This is a genomic window from Serratia sp. ME47 (genome assembly GCF_903970925.1).
Lineage (GTDB): Bacteria > Pseudomonadota > Gammaproteobacteria > Enterobacterales > Enterobacteriaceae > Serratia > Serratia ureilytica.
In genome coordinates, this window is the sequence record NZ_CAJCKE010000020.1 from 76,163 (window position 1) to 91,549 (window position 15,387).

Annotated in this window: 15 protein-coding genes; all 15 read right to left on the reverse strand. The window is 59.5% G+C overall.

Annotation, left to right across the window (positions count from 1 at the left end):
- Position 1: 1 nt before the first annotated feature.
- Positions 2 to 532 (reverse strand): hypothetical protein, encoded by a 531-nt coding sequence (locus tag H7A77_RS18610; protein ID WP_033641526.1) that lies wholly within the window; start codon positions 530 to 532, stop codon positions 2 to 4.
- A complete protein-coding gene (gene traG, locus H7A77_RS18615; RefSeq protein ID WP_094141456.1) occupies positions 529 to 3,360 on the reverse strand; it encodes a conjugal transfer mating-pair stabilization protein TraG in 2,832 nt (943 codons plus the stop codon). Before traG ends, H7A77_RS18610 begins: the two co-directional genes overlap by 4 nt.
- 1 nt (position 3,361) lies before the next feature.
- Positions 3,362 to 4,729 (reverse strand): conjugal transfer pilus assembly protein TraH, encoded by a 1,368-nt coding sequence (gene traH, locus H7A77_RS18620; RefSeq protein WP_094141457.1) that lies wholly within the window; start codon positions 4,727 to 4,729, stop codon positions 3,362 to 3,364.
- A complete protein-coding gene (gene trbB, locus H7A77_RS18625) occupies positions 4,726 to 5,262 on the reverse strand; it encodes a type-F conjugative transfer system pilin assembly thiol-disulfide isomerase TrbB (protein WP_094141458.1) in 537 nt (178 codons plus the stop codon). Before trbB ends, traH begins: the two co-directional genes overlap by 4 nt.
- Positions 5,249 to 5,563 (reverse strand): hypothetical protein, encoded by a 315-nt coding sequence (locus tag H7A77_RS18630; RefSeq protein ID WP_094141459.1) that lies wholly within the window; start codon positions 5,561 to 5,563, stop codon positions 5,249 to 5,251. The genes trbB and H7A77_RS18630 overlap by 14 nt, the downstream gene beginning before the upstream one ends.
- Before the next feature lie 11 nt (positions 5,564 to 5,574).
- Positions 5,575 to 6,324, reverse strand: coding sequence for a type-F conjugative transfer system pilin assembly protein TraF (gene traF, locus H7A77_RS18635; RefSeq protein ID WP_370528346.1), 750 nt, complete (start codon positions 6,322 to 6,324; stop codon positions 5,575 to 5,577).
- Positions 6,325 to 6,365: 41 nt separating this feature from the next.
- Positions 6,366 to 8,270 carry a type-F conjugative transfer system mating-pair stabilization protein TraN gene (gene traN, locus H7A77_RS18640; RefSeq protein ID WP_094141461.1) on the reverse strand — a complete coding sequence of 635 codons (1,905 nt, stop codon included), beginning with the start codon at positions 8,268 to 8,270 and terminating at the stop codon, positions 6,366 to 6,368.
- On the reverse strand, positions 8,267 to 8,941 hold the full coding sequence (trbC, locus tag H7A77_RS18645) for a type-F conjugative transfer system pilin assembly protein TrbC (protein WP_254922246.1): 675 nt from the start codon (positions 8,939 to 8,941) through the stop codon (positions 8,267 to 8,269). Before trbC ends, traN begins: the two co-directional genes overlap by 4 nt.
- Before the next feature lie 10 nt (positions 8,942 to 8,951).
- Entirely contained in the window at positions 8,952 to 9,950 is a 999-nt protein-coding gene (gene traU, locus H7A77_RS18650; RefSeq protein WP_094141462.1) for a conjugal transfer pilus assembly protein TraU, read from the reverse strand.
- Positions 9,947 to 10,324: a hypothetical protein gene (locus H7A77_RS18655; protein ID WP_094141463.1), complete on the reverse strand. Its 378-nt coding sequence runs from the start codon at positions 10,322 to 10,324 to the stop codon at positions 9,947 to 9,949. Before H7A77_RS18655 ends, traU begins: the two co-directional genes overlap by 4 nt.
- Positions 10,325 to 10,335: 11 nt before the next feature.
- Positions 10,336 to 10,971 carry a type-F conjugative transfer system protein TraW gene (gene traW, locus H7A77_RS18660; protein ID WP_094141464.1) on the reverse strand — a complete coding sequence of 212 codons (636 nt, stop codon included), beginning with the start codon at positions 10,969 to 10,971 and terminating at the stop codon, positions 10,336 to 10,338.
- Complete coding sequence (locus H7A77_RS18665) at positions 10,971 to 11,717, reverse strand: DsbA family protein (RefSeq protein ID WP_176445892.1); 747 nt, start codon at positions 11,715 to 11,717, stop codon at positions 10,971 to 10,973. Before H7A77_RS18665 ends, traW begins: the two co-directional genes overlap by 1 nt.
- An 80-nt stretch (positions 11,718 to 11,797) precedes the next feature.
- Positions 11,798 to 12,217: a type-F conjugative transfer system protein TrbI gene (trbI, locus tag H7A77_RS18670; RefSeq protein WP_094141466.1), complete on the reverse strand. Its 420-nt coding sequence runs from the start codon at positions 12,215 to 12,217 to the stop codon at positions 11,798 to 11,800.
- A complete protein-coding gene (gene traC / locus H7A77_RS18675; protein ID WP_094141467.1) occupies positions 12,214 to 14,844 on the reverse strand; it encodes a type IV secretion system protein TraC in 2,631 nt (876 codons plus the stop codon). The genes trbI and traC overlap by 4 nt, the downstream gene beginning before the upstream one ends.
- 13 nt (positions 14,845 to 14,857) lie before the next feature.
- Positions 14,858 to 15,361, reverse strand: coding sequence for a type IV conjugative transfer system lipoprotein TraV (gene traV, locus H7A77_RS18680; RefSeq protein WP_370528347.1), 504 nt, complete (start codon positions 15,359 to 15,361; stop codon positions 14,858 to 14,860).
- Between the last annotated feature and the right edge of the window lie 26 nt (positions 15,362 to 15,387).

The following is a 15,387-nucleotide window of genomic DNA, read 5'->3' on the forward strand; positions in this document are numbered from 1 at the left end:
GTTACTCACCTCCCTGTTTGCGGGATTTGATAAGCTCCAGAGCGGCGGTAAATGCTGAAAGACGATAGCGGCCAATATCCATATTAAAAATGAACACCATCATTACTGTGAAGAAAATAAGCGGTATGATATATGCCATAGAACCTAAAGCACTATTCGCCGCCAAAACTGATAATATCAGCACCAGTGATAAAAATACCATCGCGTAGCTTTTTACTTTTTTACTTAATAACTCCAACACCTGCGAACTCTCTCTCAATTGAACTGGTAGTGAGAGATACAAGCTCCGTCCATTGACAATGCTTACTGATATTAAAAAACCAAGAAACGCACTCATTCCTGTTGCGATGAGTAATTCCGAATCCCTTTGATCAGCCAAAAAGAAACTAACCAGTGGGCATAAAACCATCCAGACTTCCATTAGTATTGCAGGTTTAACACAAGAAAAGAATGATGGTATCTCAAGTTGTTCATCCATCAGTTCTTTCAACTGTGCAGCCTCATCTTTTATTATCTTATGAGTAACCATCATTTACCACCCCGCTCTTTATTGAATTTATCTTGCATGGCTTGTGCCTGTGCCATCATTTCATCTTGACTACTTGCACCTGGTATACCTTCCTGCTTCTCTTTTTCAAGACTATATTTTAAATTTTGTGCAGTTCGTGCTGATGAATGATTTTGCTGCAGTTCGTTTCTCTGCCCTTCAACATTTTGCTGTTGGCTATGAATATCTGTCTGAATTTTTTGTTGGGCTGTTTGGTTATTATCAACCATACCATTAACCTGAGCCCCTACATCATTACGTATTCCGGCCTGTGCTGTTCTTTTTTCAATCGCGCTCTGGTGATTGTTATAATCAGCCTGAATATCCTGGCCGGAGCTTCCGCCACCAACAGACCCCATGCCGGCGCCAAGCGTACCGCTGCTGGACTGATATTGTGCATCCACCTGCGGCGCCACCTGTTCACGCACAAAATCACGCGCCAGCGACTGACGCGCGGCAACGGCGTCCTGCGATTGACCGGTCAAAATGTTGCCGGCATCGTTTGGTGCCTTGTCCATCACGTACTGCGCAAACTGCTGGCTCAGGTTCTCGCGCATATCGCCACTGAGACTCTCGGTACGAGAAGCCTGCTGTGACAGCTCCTGGCTGCGGGTATGTGCACTACTGTATTGTTCGTAGCTGCTCTTGGCGCCTGACAAGGACGAAGAAAGCTGATCAATGCGCGAGTCCGCATTGTTATCCGTATGACTGCCGGACTGGCTGGTGCGCTGGCTGGTCAGGTAGTCCATCCCTTCCTTAAAGTCAGCAGCGGCCTGGGCGCTCTGGTCGTGACGCGCATCCTGACTGCCACGCGTGCCGCTACTAGCAGAATGAGAATCTGTGTCGCTCCCTCTTTTGTCGTAACTTACGCCCATATATCCTTCTGCCGTTACACCATTCCCCAACACTTTCAATCCACCACTTGCGGAAACACCAGCTCGCGTATTAAAGCCCGCGGTATCAGTAACGGCTCTCGACGCCAACTCCTGCGTTGCCTGCTCTTTGCTGACATTGTTGGCCTTGGCATAACTTTCCACCGCGCTCGCCATTTTGTGCGCCGCGATGCTGGACTGGCTGTTTTGCGCCGTGTCGGCACCGTGGGTCATGCTGTCGCTGCTGCCACGTTGGCCGGTAAACTGCGACAGTTGCGTCCAGGCGCTGCTGATATTGCTGTTGAAGCCCTGCATGGATGTCTGTGCCTGGGTCTCGGCTTCCCGCGCCATTTCCTGCTGCGCGGTCGCAATCTGCTTCGTCACGCCGATATCTACCGGCAGTTTGGACATCGCGCCGCTCGCATCCCAGACGCTGCTGCCATCGCCCGTGCGGGTTTGCGTGCCGCCGGTCGGCAGTTGCGCGGTCATCTGGCCGGCACGCACGCTGCTGTTGGTATCCCAGGTGTTACCCTGCACGTTGTCGGTTTGCATGTTGTTGAAGCTGTAGTTGGCATCCGACACGCTCATCGCCGCCGACGCCGCCGAACTCTGGTAGGCGCCGGTCATGCTGTGGCTGACGCTCATCAGCCCCTGCCCCAGCCCTTTGGCGATATACCAGGAGATAAACGGGATCATGCCGGAGATATAGCCGGCGGTATTGGCCAGATCCGAGTAGTTCAGCTTCACCGTGGACAAATTGCTCAGCACCACGGGCGAGCCGGCCTTCTGGGCATAAAAAGCCATCGCGCTGTTGAGAATGGCGTACAACAGCGGCCAGCTCATCACCCACAGCCAGCCGAACACGTAGGCTTTGGCCACTTCCTTGCCCTGGTTAACCATGCCGATCACCACCAGAATGGGGAACATCCCCATCATCATGCCGATCAGGATGACCTGCAGCAGCGGCAAGGAGCGCATCATCACCTGCCCGAGCGTCGCCTGGGACAGACGCTGCTTCTCGATGGCCGACGTGCTGGCGATGTTGAGCATGCCCGCTGTGTCACCGCTGCGTGCCGAGTAGCTCATGATGCCGCTGCGCAGGCCGTTCATGACGATGTTCTGCTTGATGATATCGCTGGCCGTCTTCTGGTTCTGGTAAAAATACTGGTAGCTGTTCCCCAGCAGCTGCCCGAACAGCAGATCGCGGTCTGGACGACCGCCAAGAATGCGCCGCGCATAATAGCTGTAGGTCGGACTGCCGGTTTTCGCTTCCAGGCCCAGCATGTTCTTCAGCGGCATCGCGGCTTCTTCACAGGTCTGGAAACGGCCGTCCTTGTTGAACACACCGCGAAGCGGACTCGGCTGGCGGAAGATCAGCGCATACGGATCTTCGGAATGCATCAGCTCCTCAAAGCTGTACTTGTGATTGAGCAGCATGTCGCCCACCACACAGTTCTGTACATAGTCGGCAAACAGGTTGGCCAGCTCCGGATTCTGGGCAGTGAAGTCGGTGCTTCGGGACACCAGTGAGGAGCCGAACAGCATGCCGGTCTTGCTGTAGGTCACTGCATCCGGCTGGCTGAACACCATTTCGTAACTCAGCACCATGGCGTAACCGATGCGGGTGATGATGGTCGCCGGCAGCACAATCCCCAGCGGTACATTGGCCACCCGCTGAATCGAACGCTGATTGGACAGATCGATGATTTGCACCGGCTGCGCCTTGGTCAGCAACGCCGAGGAGAACACCAGCACAAACACCCAGCCCAGGATATCCATCAGGTCGCGACGGGCGGTATATCGCGCGGCCAGCACCAGCACGCTGATGGCCACCGCAAAATTCCGTATCCAGTCCCAGGTATCCGTCTGCATAAAGGCCGCGACCGCGTTAAGGTTCTGCGCCAGCCACTCCGATCCGCCGATGACATAGATTTCCGTCATGTTATTGCGCCTCCCCGAACTGATAGTTGTTCTGGTAACGCGTCAGCAGGCGTGCCGACACCTGCTGACGCATGTAACGCATCTGCTGCTCGACGACCAGCAGGGCATCGGTCTGCACCTGAACGCGCGATTGCAGGGAGGCGATAAGCTGCCCGGCCTGCGTGAAGTTGTTGTTGATTTGCTCAATGGTGGCCTCCGGGTAGTTCCCGGTCGCCAGCATGGCGCGCGCGCCGCCCATTAACTCCTGCAGGTACTGCATCAGGATGTCGTACCCCACGTAGTCGGCCAGTTGGTGCACCATTGCGCTGGACACGCCGAGCATTTGCGGGTCGGTCAGATAAGTCAGCAACGGCACATGCGTGCTGGAAATCAGGCCTTTCTCCGCATCCGTCAGCCGCTCGTCGTTGCGCGCCTTGCTCTCGATGCTGAACAGCATTTTTTTGATTTGCCCTTTCAGGGCATTGTCCGGACTTATCGTCGTGGTGCTGTCGGCTACCACCTTCAGGCACTTATCGCTGTCGTTGCAGTGATAAGCGCGTGCGGCGCCGCCTTCCATCAGCGCCTTGATGATGCTCTGATCGGTAGTGCGTGGCGGCAGCGGCGTGATTTCGCCGTTGGGGCCGAACACCAGTGAGCCGGTCAGCGTCATCACGAACTCCTTCAACTCCTTGTTGCCGTCGAACATCCGGTTTTTGGATAACGCATCCCACATAATGTTGATGTTCTTGGAGATACGTTCCTTATCCTTCTCTCCTGCCCGGTCACGCACCGAGTCCCCTTTGCCCCCCACCGTGCAGCCCTGCCGCGAGGCAGCCCAGTCCGCGAAGATGTTGGATTCGCCGGCAATGTCCTGGCAGACCTTCTGCTGGGAGACCTGCGTGCGCGGGAACAGCCCGCCGACAATGCCCTGCGCCGCCTGGCAGCTGCTCATGTTCATGCTGTTGATGTCGCTGGCCATTTTCTGGATGAAATCTTTGGCGTCTTTCAGCTCCGGCACAGTGGTCTGCAAGGCCAGATCGAAGAAGTAGCCGGCGGCGTTGGACATGATCTGTTTAGTAAAGCGCTGCAGCTGCTCGCCGTTGATAAAACTGAATGCCCCCAGGTACGCATCAATGCCGCCGCAGCCGGCATTGATATCCGGCAACGACATCGAGATCAGCTGTATTTGCTTCACGCCGGTGCGGGCGTAAATCGACCCGCCCGAGATATACCCGGCCGCCTGACCCTGCCAGACCGCCGGTGCCGTGGTGTTGGACGCAAACCCCAGCTTGTCAAAAAACTGGTTCATGTCGCTGTTCATGTCGGCCACGGCCGGCACCGTCAAAAGCAGCCCCAGCGCGATGCCCCCAAACCGAGTGCACAAAGTCATTGTTGACCTCCCCTCATCAGCGCTTCCTGTAACACGGTATCCAGCCGCGCCATAAAGCCGCGCTCGTCGCTGGCCCCCTGGATCATCGGGTAGGTCGCCAGCGTATTGACGTTCACCAAAAACGTTGTCGGCGAGGCCACCGGCAGGCCGGGGAAGAAGGTACGCATCACCTCCGGCGGCGCCGGAATGGCCTCCGGGAACGTGGCATCGCCCTGGCCGTCGAAGGTGTAGGCGAACACGGAAAAGCCGACCCGCTCCGACAGCGATTTCAGCAGCGGATCAAACTGATGGCAGTACGGACAATGCCCCTGCATAAACAGCACCACCTTCCAGTCATTGAGGTTGACGCGCGCGCCGTTGCTGAGCGTAAACCAGCGTGGCGCTGCAGCCGGCCGCGGAGCGGGGACGGACGTCGCTGATTGCGCCCGATTGACGCCGGCGTTTTTCTGCAGCGCCGCTATCTCATCAATCGTGGAGCCGTGTGCCAGCCCGGTTAACAGCAGCGCCAGCCAGGCGATGTTAACGATCCGCATTCTGCACCTCCCCGGCCCCGTGCTGTTCGTCTGTGCTCGCCGGCGACGGCGCCTGTTCACGATGAGCCGCGATATAGGCCTGTTTTTCCGCCTCCTCGCGCTGGCGTTTGGGGACGCGTGCCAGCTCATCGAGGATTTTGTAGCCGCCGCACACCGTCAGGGTGAGCGCGATAAACTCGGCCAGCGTCACCGCCATGTCCGGCGCCCGGTGCACCAGGCCGGCGACGATATGGAACCAGATCCCGAAGGCCGCGACCCAACCGCCGGTCGCGTCGATGTCAGGGAATTTAAATTTACGCATTCAACGCTCCGTTAATAATTGGGTTTGAAGTCGGTAAAGACGTTCAGGAACTGTTTGGCCAGATCGTCCTGGCTGATAAAGCCGTAGGCCAGCGGCTTGACTGCCCCGCTGCGCGGATCGACCAGCATCAGTGCCGGGAAGTGATTGACGCCCAGCCGCTGCGCCTGCCCCGCATCGCGACGGCTCTCCGGCATCGCAGGATTAACCACCCCGTCGACGGTCACCGGCACCACCGACAACCCGTAGCTGTCACGAAAGCCCTTCACCACGCTCACCAGCTGACCGTCGATCGGCTCCGCGCCGCGATAGAACAGCATCAGCCCGTACTGCTGCGCCATTTTGCCGATGGCCTCGCGCTGCGCGGCAAAGTCGGCGGCCAGCTGGCTTTTCACCGTGCCGTTGTAGTGGCTGTATTTGAGGTTGTAATCCAGCTCAGGGTGCGCTAAAAACGCGCGCTGCGCAGAGCGCTCAAACAGCCCCGCCTGCTGGGTAAAGTAGTTCTGCATCTGGAAGAACTTCACGAAGTTCTCGGTGCTGGGGTACAGGATGGCGTCTGCCAGCCGCTCCTTGAGCGACTGCTGCAGCAGCTGCAGCTTTTGCAGTGCGCCGGCCGGAGCGGCCGGGGCTACAGCCTGCGGTGGCATATCGTCGTCAGTGGGTTTGGCCTCCCGCTCATACCACTGCCAGCCGCCGGCCTGCGCGGTGAACGCCGCGCCCAGCAGGCTCAGGCCCAACAGTGCTGCCGCCCTGCGGTTGGCCAACCCGCGTGCCGCCAAATTGACATTTGAAGTCCCGCGCGTTTTCACTTGGCTGCCTCCTGCATACGTTGTGCGATTTGCTGCTTAACCTTCTCCAGCAGTGCCGCGTCTTCGGGCACCTTCTGGTTTTTCATCAGGTCTTCATAGAAATTGGCAAAGTCCAGCTGGTCGAAGTTGATGCGCTGCAGCTCGTCTACGGTAATGCCCCGGCAGTCGGGGGATTTTGCGTCGCCAAAGCCGATACCCAGCTGCCACGCGCGCCCCTGCTGCTGAACAATCTGCGCCAGCTTGCTGTCGAACTGGCAGTAGCTGCGCTTCTTCTGCAGGCAGACACCCAGCACTTTCTTGCTGCAGTATTCGCCGACACTGACGGTCAATTTGTTCTCTTTCGCCTTGCCCAGCGCCTTCTCTTCGCTGTCGCAGTGCGCCAGCCCGACGCTGTTACCCCACCCGGAGTCCTTGCAGCAGTCGCTGAAACCGGCAAACGCCTTGCGGCAGGACTGTCCCTTACCGGTGAAGGCGCGCACATCGATACCGTTCAGCGCCGCCACGTCCTTGCCAGCGGCTGCCACCGCGGCCAGCTCGGAAACGGCGTGCGCAAAGTCGTTGCCCTGGGTGCCCTTCTGCGCCTTGTCGCACTCCCCGTCCAGGCAGTACATCTGGCCACCGCACAACATCACATTCCCGGTGGTGCGGGTTTCGCAGGAGTAGGTCACGTTCTCGTGCAGGCACTGGCCATACTCATCGGAGAAGGCACAGCCGTGCGTGGCAATAGTGCAGCCCGGATTGTTGGCATAGGCTTCGCAGCTGCCCTGGCCGGCCTCCTGCAGCCGATAGGTGTCGGTAAAGCGCCAGCAGCTGGCCCACACCGGGTAGGTCTGGCCGTTGACCGTAACGGTTCGTTCGCCGCCCGGCTCACTGCAGACGGTATTGACCTTCACCGCCCCGGCCTCCTGCGCCAGTGGACAGTCGGCCGGTGTCGACGTGGTCGGCACCCAGACCTGCACCGACGAACTGCCGTCGAACTTCACGTAGAACACCATCGGCGAGCCGCCCCCGCCGCCGCTCAACTGCCTGACCATCGCATCCAGAAAGGTATCCAGGTGGCCACCGGGGTCCATGGTGAGGAATATATCGACCTGCTGATCCTGCGTGAGCGTGACGTTACCGACGTTCAGCGGCCGGCCGCCCCAGTCCTGACGGCCATAGCGCACCTCATTCCCCAGCAGTGAAAAGGCCAGTGGTACGCCATAGCTGTGCAGATCGTCCTGCAGCTCGAGGTATATCGACCCCGTATTCAGCTTGCCGGTAAACGGCGCCGTAAAGGTGCCGTGAATGCGGTTGCCCTCTTTCCACCAACGGATCATCGATTTGTCGAGGTGCGCGTTACGGTCTTCATAACGGGTCTCATAGTGGCCACCGATGTCGGTGGCGCGCTCGCAGGTACGCATCACCGCCGTATCGCGCTCGCACACATGCCGGGTGAACTCACTGCGGGTTACCTGTTCGGCCTTGCAGTCCGGGCCGGTCTTGCCGACGATGCTCTCGGCCTTGCCTTCAATCTCCTTGCCGGCCTGGATAAAGGGCGCATCGTGAGAAATCGGCTCCTTGGGGTTCTTGAGCACCGAATCAGTCACCGCCTGCCCGACCTCGGTCTGATCCCAGGCGGTGCCGCCGTCGGTCTTGAGGGTGTTGGCATCCCCGGCTGTGACGCCGCCGTAATAGCCTTTTTCTTTCGGGTTGTCGGTGTAGTTCGGCAGCACGTTGGCCGGGTTGGTGTTCTGCAGCGTCCCCGTGCCCTGACCGGCAATCTGTTTGGCAAACTCGCTGCCGGTCTGGAACACGTCATCACCTTCCGCCCGGCAATCGCCGGTGGCTAAGATAAACGTCCCCAGCACCAGGGCATGTGTTGCCAGCAGTCCGGGCAGTGACTTCACCAGGCGGGTCATTTTCCGCTCTCCTTGTCCAGCAGCGCCTGCGCGGTAGCGGCACAATCGCCGTCTTTGGCGACCTTCTTCAGCGCCTGCGCCATCAGCAGGTTACCGCGCACCACATCGAAGCCGGCCGCGCAGCGCACCACCAGCGCCGGCACGGCGGTGATGCCGAACTGGCTGTAGGGCTGCGGGTCGATTTGCACGCCGTCGATGCCGCCGGCTTCCACCAGTTTTTGCACCCGCTGCACCGTTTCGCGCATGTCGCCATTCACCATGCCGCGCAACGTGGCCGGAATACCGAAACGACGCGCCTCTTGCAGCATGCGGCGCATACCTTCCTCGGGAATAGCGAAGGACACGAAGTACAGCGCGCCCTCGGCCGGTTGTTCGGCGGCGTCCTGACGCTGCTTTGCTGCCAGCTGGTCAATAAAAGACTGGTCGTCCTGTGCCAGAGAACGCGGCGGTTGATTACGCAGGAACTCCGGCACCGGGGTGTTTTGGTGCAAGTCAGCCGAGCGCTTTTCCTGCTCGCGCAGCCATGCCCGGTTGCTGTCCACCTGGACGGTCGCCTGCTGCTGTGCGGTAGCAACAGGATCTGCCGCCGTTTGCCCGACAGCGATCATCGGTACGGTTACCCCCGTCAGGAGCACTGTCAGCAGCCCTGTCGCCTTGCTGTATGTCGTCATGACCTTCTCCTTATAAAAAGACGCAGTTGCGCTTGCGCCACATGACATAGCCGAAGTTCTTCTTGCTGGCCGGCGAGTTGTGGCCCACCTCCCAGCGCATCACGCTGCGCCCCATCGGGTGACAGCGGGCGCTGTCCGGGTACATGTTCACCATCTGATAACGCCAGCGCTCTTTCGGCATGATCGGCGATGGGTACTCGAAGCAGACCGCCCGATCTTTGCCGATGGACTCCATGATTTGCCCCTGGCGGTGCAGCTTGAACGCCATCTTTTCCGAGACCAGAACTGACGACTGCAGCGGGCTGATTTCCTTGGCCACCCAGCCGTTGAACGGGTACATCGAGCCCTGACTGCCGGCGCACCAGAACAATGCGTCGATCGGCAGATGAAAGCCGCTGGCAATGGCGTCGGCCGCGCAGGCGCCCTGCGCCAGCGGATTGGCAAAGACCACCGCTTCCGGGTTGAGAATGGTGGTCAGGCTGCTGTCGACCCAGGTCGGATCGATTTCCGACAGGTAGGCGATGTCCATGTCCCCGCCCTGTAGGCAGCCCGCGGAAGTGATGATGTTCAGCCAGTAGGTCAGCGGGTACTTGTACCAGTGGACGTGATAGAACGCGGTGGTCACGTCGCCCTTGCCACTGCTGCCGCCCGTGCCGGTGCCAATCTTGCCGAGGTTGATGCTAAAGCCCCCCAGGTTGACCATGCAGCCCGGCGAGCGGGTCACGTCAGTCATGGCCATCGGCTCCCAGTACCCCATTGCCATCCCGATACGCTGAAAAATCGGCGGCGGTGCCGGGCAAAACTGAATAGGGCTGCCCGGATTGCTGGTATCCGGCAAATCCCCCTTGCCGACCGGAATGCTGCCGATCGAGAGCGGGAAGATGCAGCGCCAGCAGATATCGGTGATCGGGTTGACAAAGCGCCCCTGGCAGGCCGCATCCGCCGCCTGAGACGGTGCCGAAAACAGGCATGCCACAACCAGCAACGCCGAGAGCCAGCACCGGATCATGCGCGACGCTCCTGGCAATGCGTCGCCCACTGCGTTCCACGGTAAATCTCTTGCACATCACCGGCGGCAACCATCCGAGCGGTGGGACGTGCCTCATCCTGCGGCGGTAATAACGCCGCCAGGGTGCTCAGCAGACTGTCGATAAGCGCCAGTTTGTCGAACAAATAAGGGTTGCGACCTTCCCGATCGGCAGGCACCTGCTCACGCAACTCGTGGGCTACCTCGCGGCATTCCAGAATGCATTTGTAGATCCCACCGTTTGCCGACGCCGCCTTGCGGATGGCCATCAACTCGCCGTGGCGCGCGGCCAGCAATTGGCGACAGCTCTGCAGCTGATTCTCGGTCGCAATAAAACGTTTACGTGTCACAAACATACTGGTCCCCTTCAGTTCGCGCTGCCGGCGGCAGGAATGGATTCGATACGCAGCCGCAGGCCGCTCGGCGCCGCCGTGATGCGCACCGGCACCGTCGTCAGCCCGAACCGGCGCGACAGCGCCCCGCCCTGATCGAAGTAGATACGGCTGTCGAGCGCGGCAGAGGTCTTGGGAATGTCGCCGTTGACCAGAATGACCTTCACCATCAGGGTCTCCGGCTGCTGCGCCTTCATCCAGGCAACCTGCTGCGGATCGTCGCCGTCGATGAAATACAGCGTCTGGGCGAACGGCACGGTGGCCAGCGGGTTGATAACGTCGCCCTTGCGAGCAAACACGCGCCCCTTGTCGTCTTTCAGGTCAGAAGAGAGCTGTACGCTTGGGTCGAAGAAACGTTCGGCATAGCGCTCGGTCCTGCCGATGCCGGCAACCGGCTCAGGCCGCTGGCTGTGCTTCACGGTACGCGCTTTGAACGCCGTCATCTCCTGCTCCCAACGGCCGCTGCGCTTCAATTCGGTCAGACGTTCGTGAATGGTCTGCAGCATGTCAGGCTCGGCCACCGGGTACAGGTCGCCCCAGGTGCCGAAGTCTTTGGCCACCGCCATGCAAGGCAGCAGTGATAATGAGAACACTAAGCAGACAAGGCGCATCAGTTGCCTCCTGCTTTTGCCTGTGCGACAGCGGCCCGCAGCGCCGTCACATCCACGGCGCCATACAGCGGTGTCACTTGATCCGCTCGCGCATCTCGGGTCGGCATGACGATAAAGGCGGGGGTGCCGCTGATGTTCAGCTGCTGGGCCAGTTCACGCGTGGCCAGCAGCGTTTTCTCCGTCTCGGGCAGCACGGTCATCGGCGCGGCGCCGGCGCTCTGGAGGGCCACATTAAGCGTGGGTTGGGACAAACGCCCTTCGTTCTCACCGGAGGCAAACACCGCATTGTGGTAGGCCAGATAGGCCTCGCCGCCCTTGAGTTGCCACAGCGTCAGGCCGGTACGTGCTGCCTGCACCGACATCGGCCAGCGGCTGCCAAAAATGGGGAACTCCTTGAACACAAAGCGCACATCGGGATTGTCCCACACAAAGTCGGCCACCACCGGCGCCATACGCGCGCACCAGATGCACTGATAGTCAAAAAACTGCACCACGGTCACGCCGCCGTCAGGATGCACTACCGGCGTCGCCGGATCGTGCAATAACGTCGCCTGCAGTTCCGGCTGCGTGGTCAACGCGGTTTGCACCGTGCGATTGGCTGCGGTCTGTTGCTGTGCCTCCAGCTTCTCACTCATCTGCAGCAGGATGTCCGGGTGCGCCAGCAGGTAATCGCGGGCAAGTGGCCCGATGGCCTCCTGCTGAGCCGGGGTAAACACCACTGGAGTCGCCGTGATGGTGGCTGGCATTTGATTTCTCCCCAGATTCGTAACGAACATGATTACAAAACAAACAACAAAGCCCGCCATAAAACTGATTACTGAACTATTCATAGGTTTGTCTCCTCACCTACACTGACGATATTGCCCCGCTGCATTCGGGCGGCAATATCCCGCTGTAGCTCGCGTGTCACGTCCCTGGCACCGCCTACTACCGCCGGCGAGACCAGGATGATCACGTTGTTGCGCTGCTGGTATTGCGTGATGCTGGTTTGCAGCGCGCCGGTAAACCGTTCGGCCAGCAGCTTGCTGCGCTCCGGCGGCAGGGATTGTTTGGCGGCGTTCTCGTAGAACGCCTCCATGGTCTGTTTCATGTCGAAGGTGACGATCGCTGGCTGACGATGCAGCAGCCACAGCGTGGCCCCCACACTGAGCAGAACGGCAATCAGCACGCAGACCGTACCCCACAGCACAATGGCACGTTTCTGTGCCGGGCTGTTTGGCGTCGTGATAATGGCAGGCAGTGTCATGCGGCCGCCCTCCCTGTGTAGTTCTCTTCCACCCAGCGCTCGATGCGCGCCATCTCCTCGCCAAAGTTGCGGTGCGCCAGCTCATACACGGCGTCATGCACCGATACCCCCTGTTCGCGCCGGGCCTGCATGAACTCGAAGTCCTGGCCCTGGGAGGAGTACATGGCGCGGCTCAGCGGATCGACAAACAGGCGGTGCCAGCTGACCTTGCCGGAGACCATCAGCATGAAGGAGCTGAACCACTGGTCTTTAGCCGATTCGAACTTCCCGATCATGTCCTGCTGCAGCTGGGTGAAGTTGTCCGGGTTTTTCTGCAGATAGGTTTTGAACTCGGAGGCGTCCTGCATCAGGATGATCTTGTAGGAGGAGTTGCCCCAGGCGGCTTTCGCGGCCGAGCTGGCGGTGTCCGAGTCAAAGTCCTTGATGTTCTGGGTAATGGTGATGTATGCCCCGCGGTGACGGCGCGCGGTACGGTAACCCTCTTCGATAAACTCGCCCGCCTTGGCGTTCTTGAAGTTGAGCAGCTTCCAGCCTTCGTCGATAACGCACAGCTTCTTGCTCTGACGCGATGTCTGGTACATCCGCCCCTCGATGTAGATCATCAGCGAGAACATCACCGCAACCAGCAGATCAGGGCGGTTTTTCAGGCCGCCCATCTCCAGTACCACCATGTTGACGTCATCGCGCAGTGACGGTTCGTCGGAGTTGAAGAACTCACCATAGGTGCCGTCGGAGCAGTACTTATCCAGCAGGATGGTCATTTCATGCAGGCGGTTGCGGATGGTCGGCGAATCGCGATAGACCTCCTCATCCATTGCGTCGCGCAGAAAGTCACGCACATCATCGATACGGGCATTCTTTTGCTTGCTCAGCCAGGCAGCCTTGACCGCCATCTCCAACAGGCTCTCATGAACTTCGTCCAGGTTACCGTCGGGGCTGGCCATCACCGAAATCAGGTTGGCGATCTGCGTCGCCGACAGGTTGATGTCTTTCACGTTGGCGAACGGGTTGAACTTCAGCGTCTGGGCGTCGATGTAAACCCCGCCCATGTTTTCGCACAGGCTCTTGTAACCATCGCCCATATCGAACACCCAGGCGGCGCCACCGGTATCCAGCACGCTGCGCAGCATCGGCTGAATAAGGCCGGTTTTACCCGCGCCTGACGTCCCGGCCACCGCCATGTTGTAGTTGGTGTTGCGCATCACCTCGGAGTAGATGTCGATAAACGCCAGCTGGTTGCGGTAGGTGGGCGCCAGCAGACCGGACGGCGCCAGACGGTTGTCGGCGACGATCGGCATCAGGTTGACCACGTTCAGGGTCTTGGCGCGATGCACCGCACCGTGCATTGCCAAATCCTGGAAGACGCCGTGCTCGGCCATAAACGGCAGGCAGGCCAGAAAATTCCAGTGCTGCTTGAAGCGCGGCGATATCAGGTCAAAACCGTTCTTGCGGTAGCTGTTGATGACGTCCTGCTCGCAGCGCAGCGCCACGCTGTCATTGTCTTCGCAAAACACCGTCACGTTATAGAAGAAGGAAACGATCGCCGTCTGGTTGGACGCCAGACTCTGGCGCAGATCGCCCCACTCCTTCATTTCCTCCAGCGTGCCGGGGAAGAATTTGGCGTAGGAGGTGCGGGATTTTTTCTCCAGATCGATGTACTTGCGGTTCGCCTCAAAAGAGGTCTTGGTCTGTTCTTCAACGACCAGCGTCAACGTAATAATGAACGGCGTGGCGATCGACAGTTCGGGATACAGCAGGTTGCCGTAGTTGTCGGCGGTGTTCCACAGGAAGGCCATCTCCGGGTTCTGCTCGAGCTGGAAATTCATCACCCGCGCCACGCTGCCTTTCTTGCTGCCGGCATCACGCAGGTTGATTTTGACACAGTCGGGATACACGTCCATACCGAACCCGTTGTCGATGCACTGGAAGTTCAGGTCTTTCAACGGGTCGAGTTTGCGCGGCTTGTTGTACAGCTGGTTCGGATCGTGGTTGATGATTTCACCCACGACGTTGATAAAGTCCGCGGCGTTCAGCGACTGGGTCGGGATTTTTGCCCCCATTAGCGACGCCCGCAACACTTTGACCAGGTTCTCCAGCTCGGTGATGAGTGCCTTGTTGTAGCGTTTGCTCTTGACACAGTAGGAGATAAATACCCGGTAGTTGCGCAGCGTCAGCGGCATATCGACGCCCGGTGGCAGGGAAAATCGGTCTGCCGCCGCCATCAGGTAGTAGGCACGCGTGATGGCGTTGAATTTGTCCGCGTCCTTGCCCGACCAGGAGAAGTCACGCAGACCGGATTCCACCAGATCGCCGACGCGCTTGCTGGCCATTAGGTGAACGGACAACGCGATCCCGCGCGGCAACTTGGTGCGCAGCAGACTTTCGAGCGTCAGAACCACCTGCTCGTTGGCGCCGGCCAGCGGCAGCGCTTCCAGCACAAAGCCGATGGAGCCGGCATTGATGAACAGCCCGCTCTCTTCGTCATAGTCGCGATAGGGCAGCACGCTGCTCAGCTGGGGAAAGTTCATGTCACCCAACACCTTGTTGGCAGCAGAAGCTTCATCCGGCATCTTCAGCGCCGACAGCAGGCTGTTGGCGGTATGGGTGACCTTGTCGAGCAAATTCATTTACGGCTCCCTGTCAGTACACGGACTGGGGCTGACCCCAGACGGCGGGTTTAACCACGAACAGCACCTTGCCCGGCTGGTGATAAACGTCCTGACTGTCAATCCAGGGCGCGATCCACAGCTGCGCGGTCTGCTCGGCCTGGCGTGCCGGTCGGGTGCTGCCGACACCGGCACAACGTGGCAACGTGCAGGTACTGACGGTCGTCACGATGGCGGTCGGCGCCGCAATCGCCGGATACGCCGGTACCACCGGCGCCGGGGATGCAGTGTCCTGACGAGGCAACAAACGGGAAGTGCTGCCGGCTGAGACAGGGACGGGGCCGGTATCTCGCCCCACTGCCGCAAAGTCGCCGTCAGCCAGGCGAGGCAATGCGGCCGCAGCCGGCTTTGCTTCGCTGCCCTCTTCCAGCGACTTGGCTTTCTCGTTGGCCTGCTCCATCGTCATGCAGCTGTCAGAGGTGGTGGCGTTACAGCCGAACTCGCTGCTGACGCCGGCACAACCGGCCAGCAGCAGCACGCCACCCAAGGCGGGGAATAAAAGCA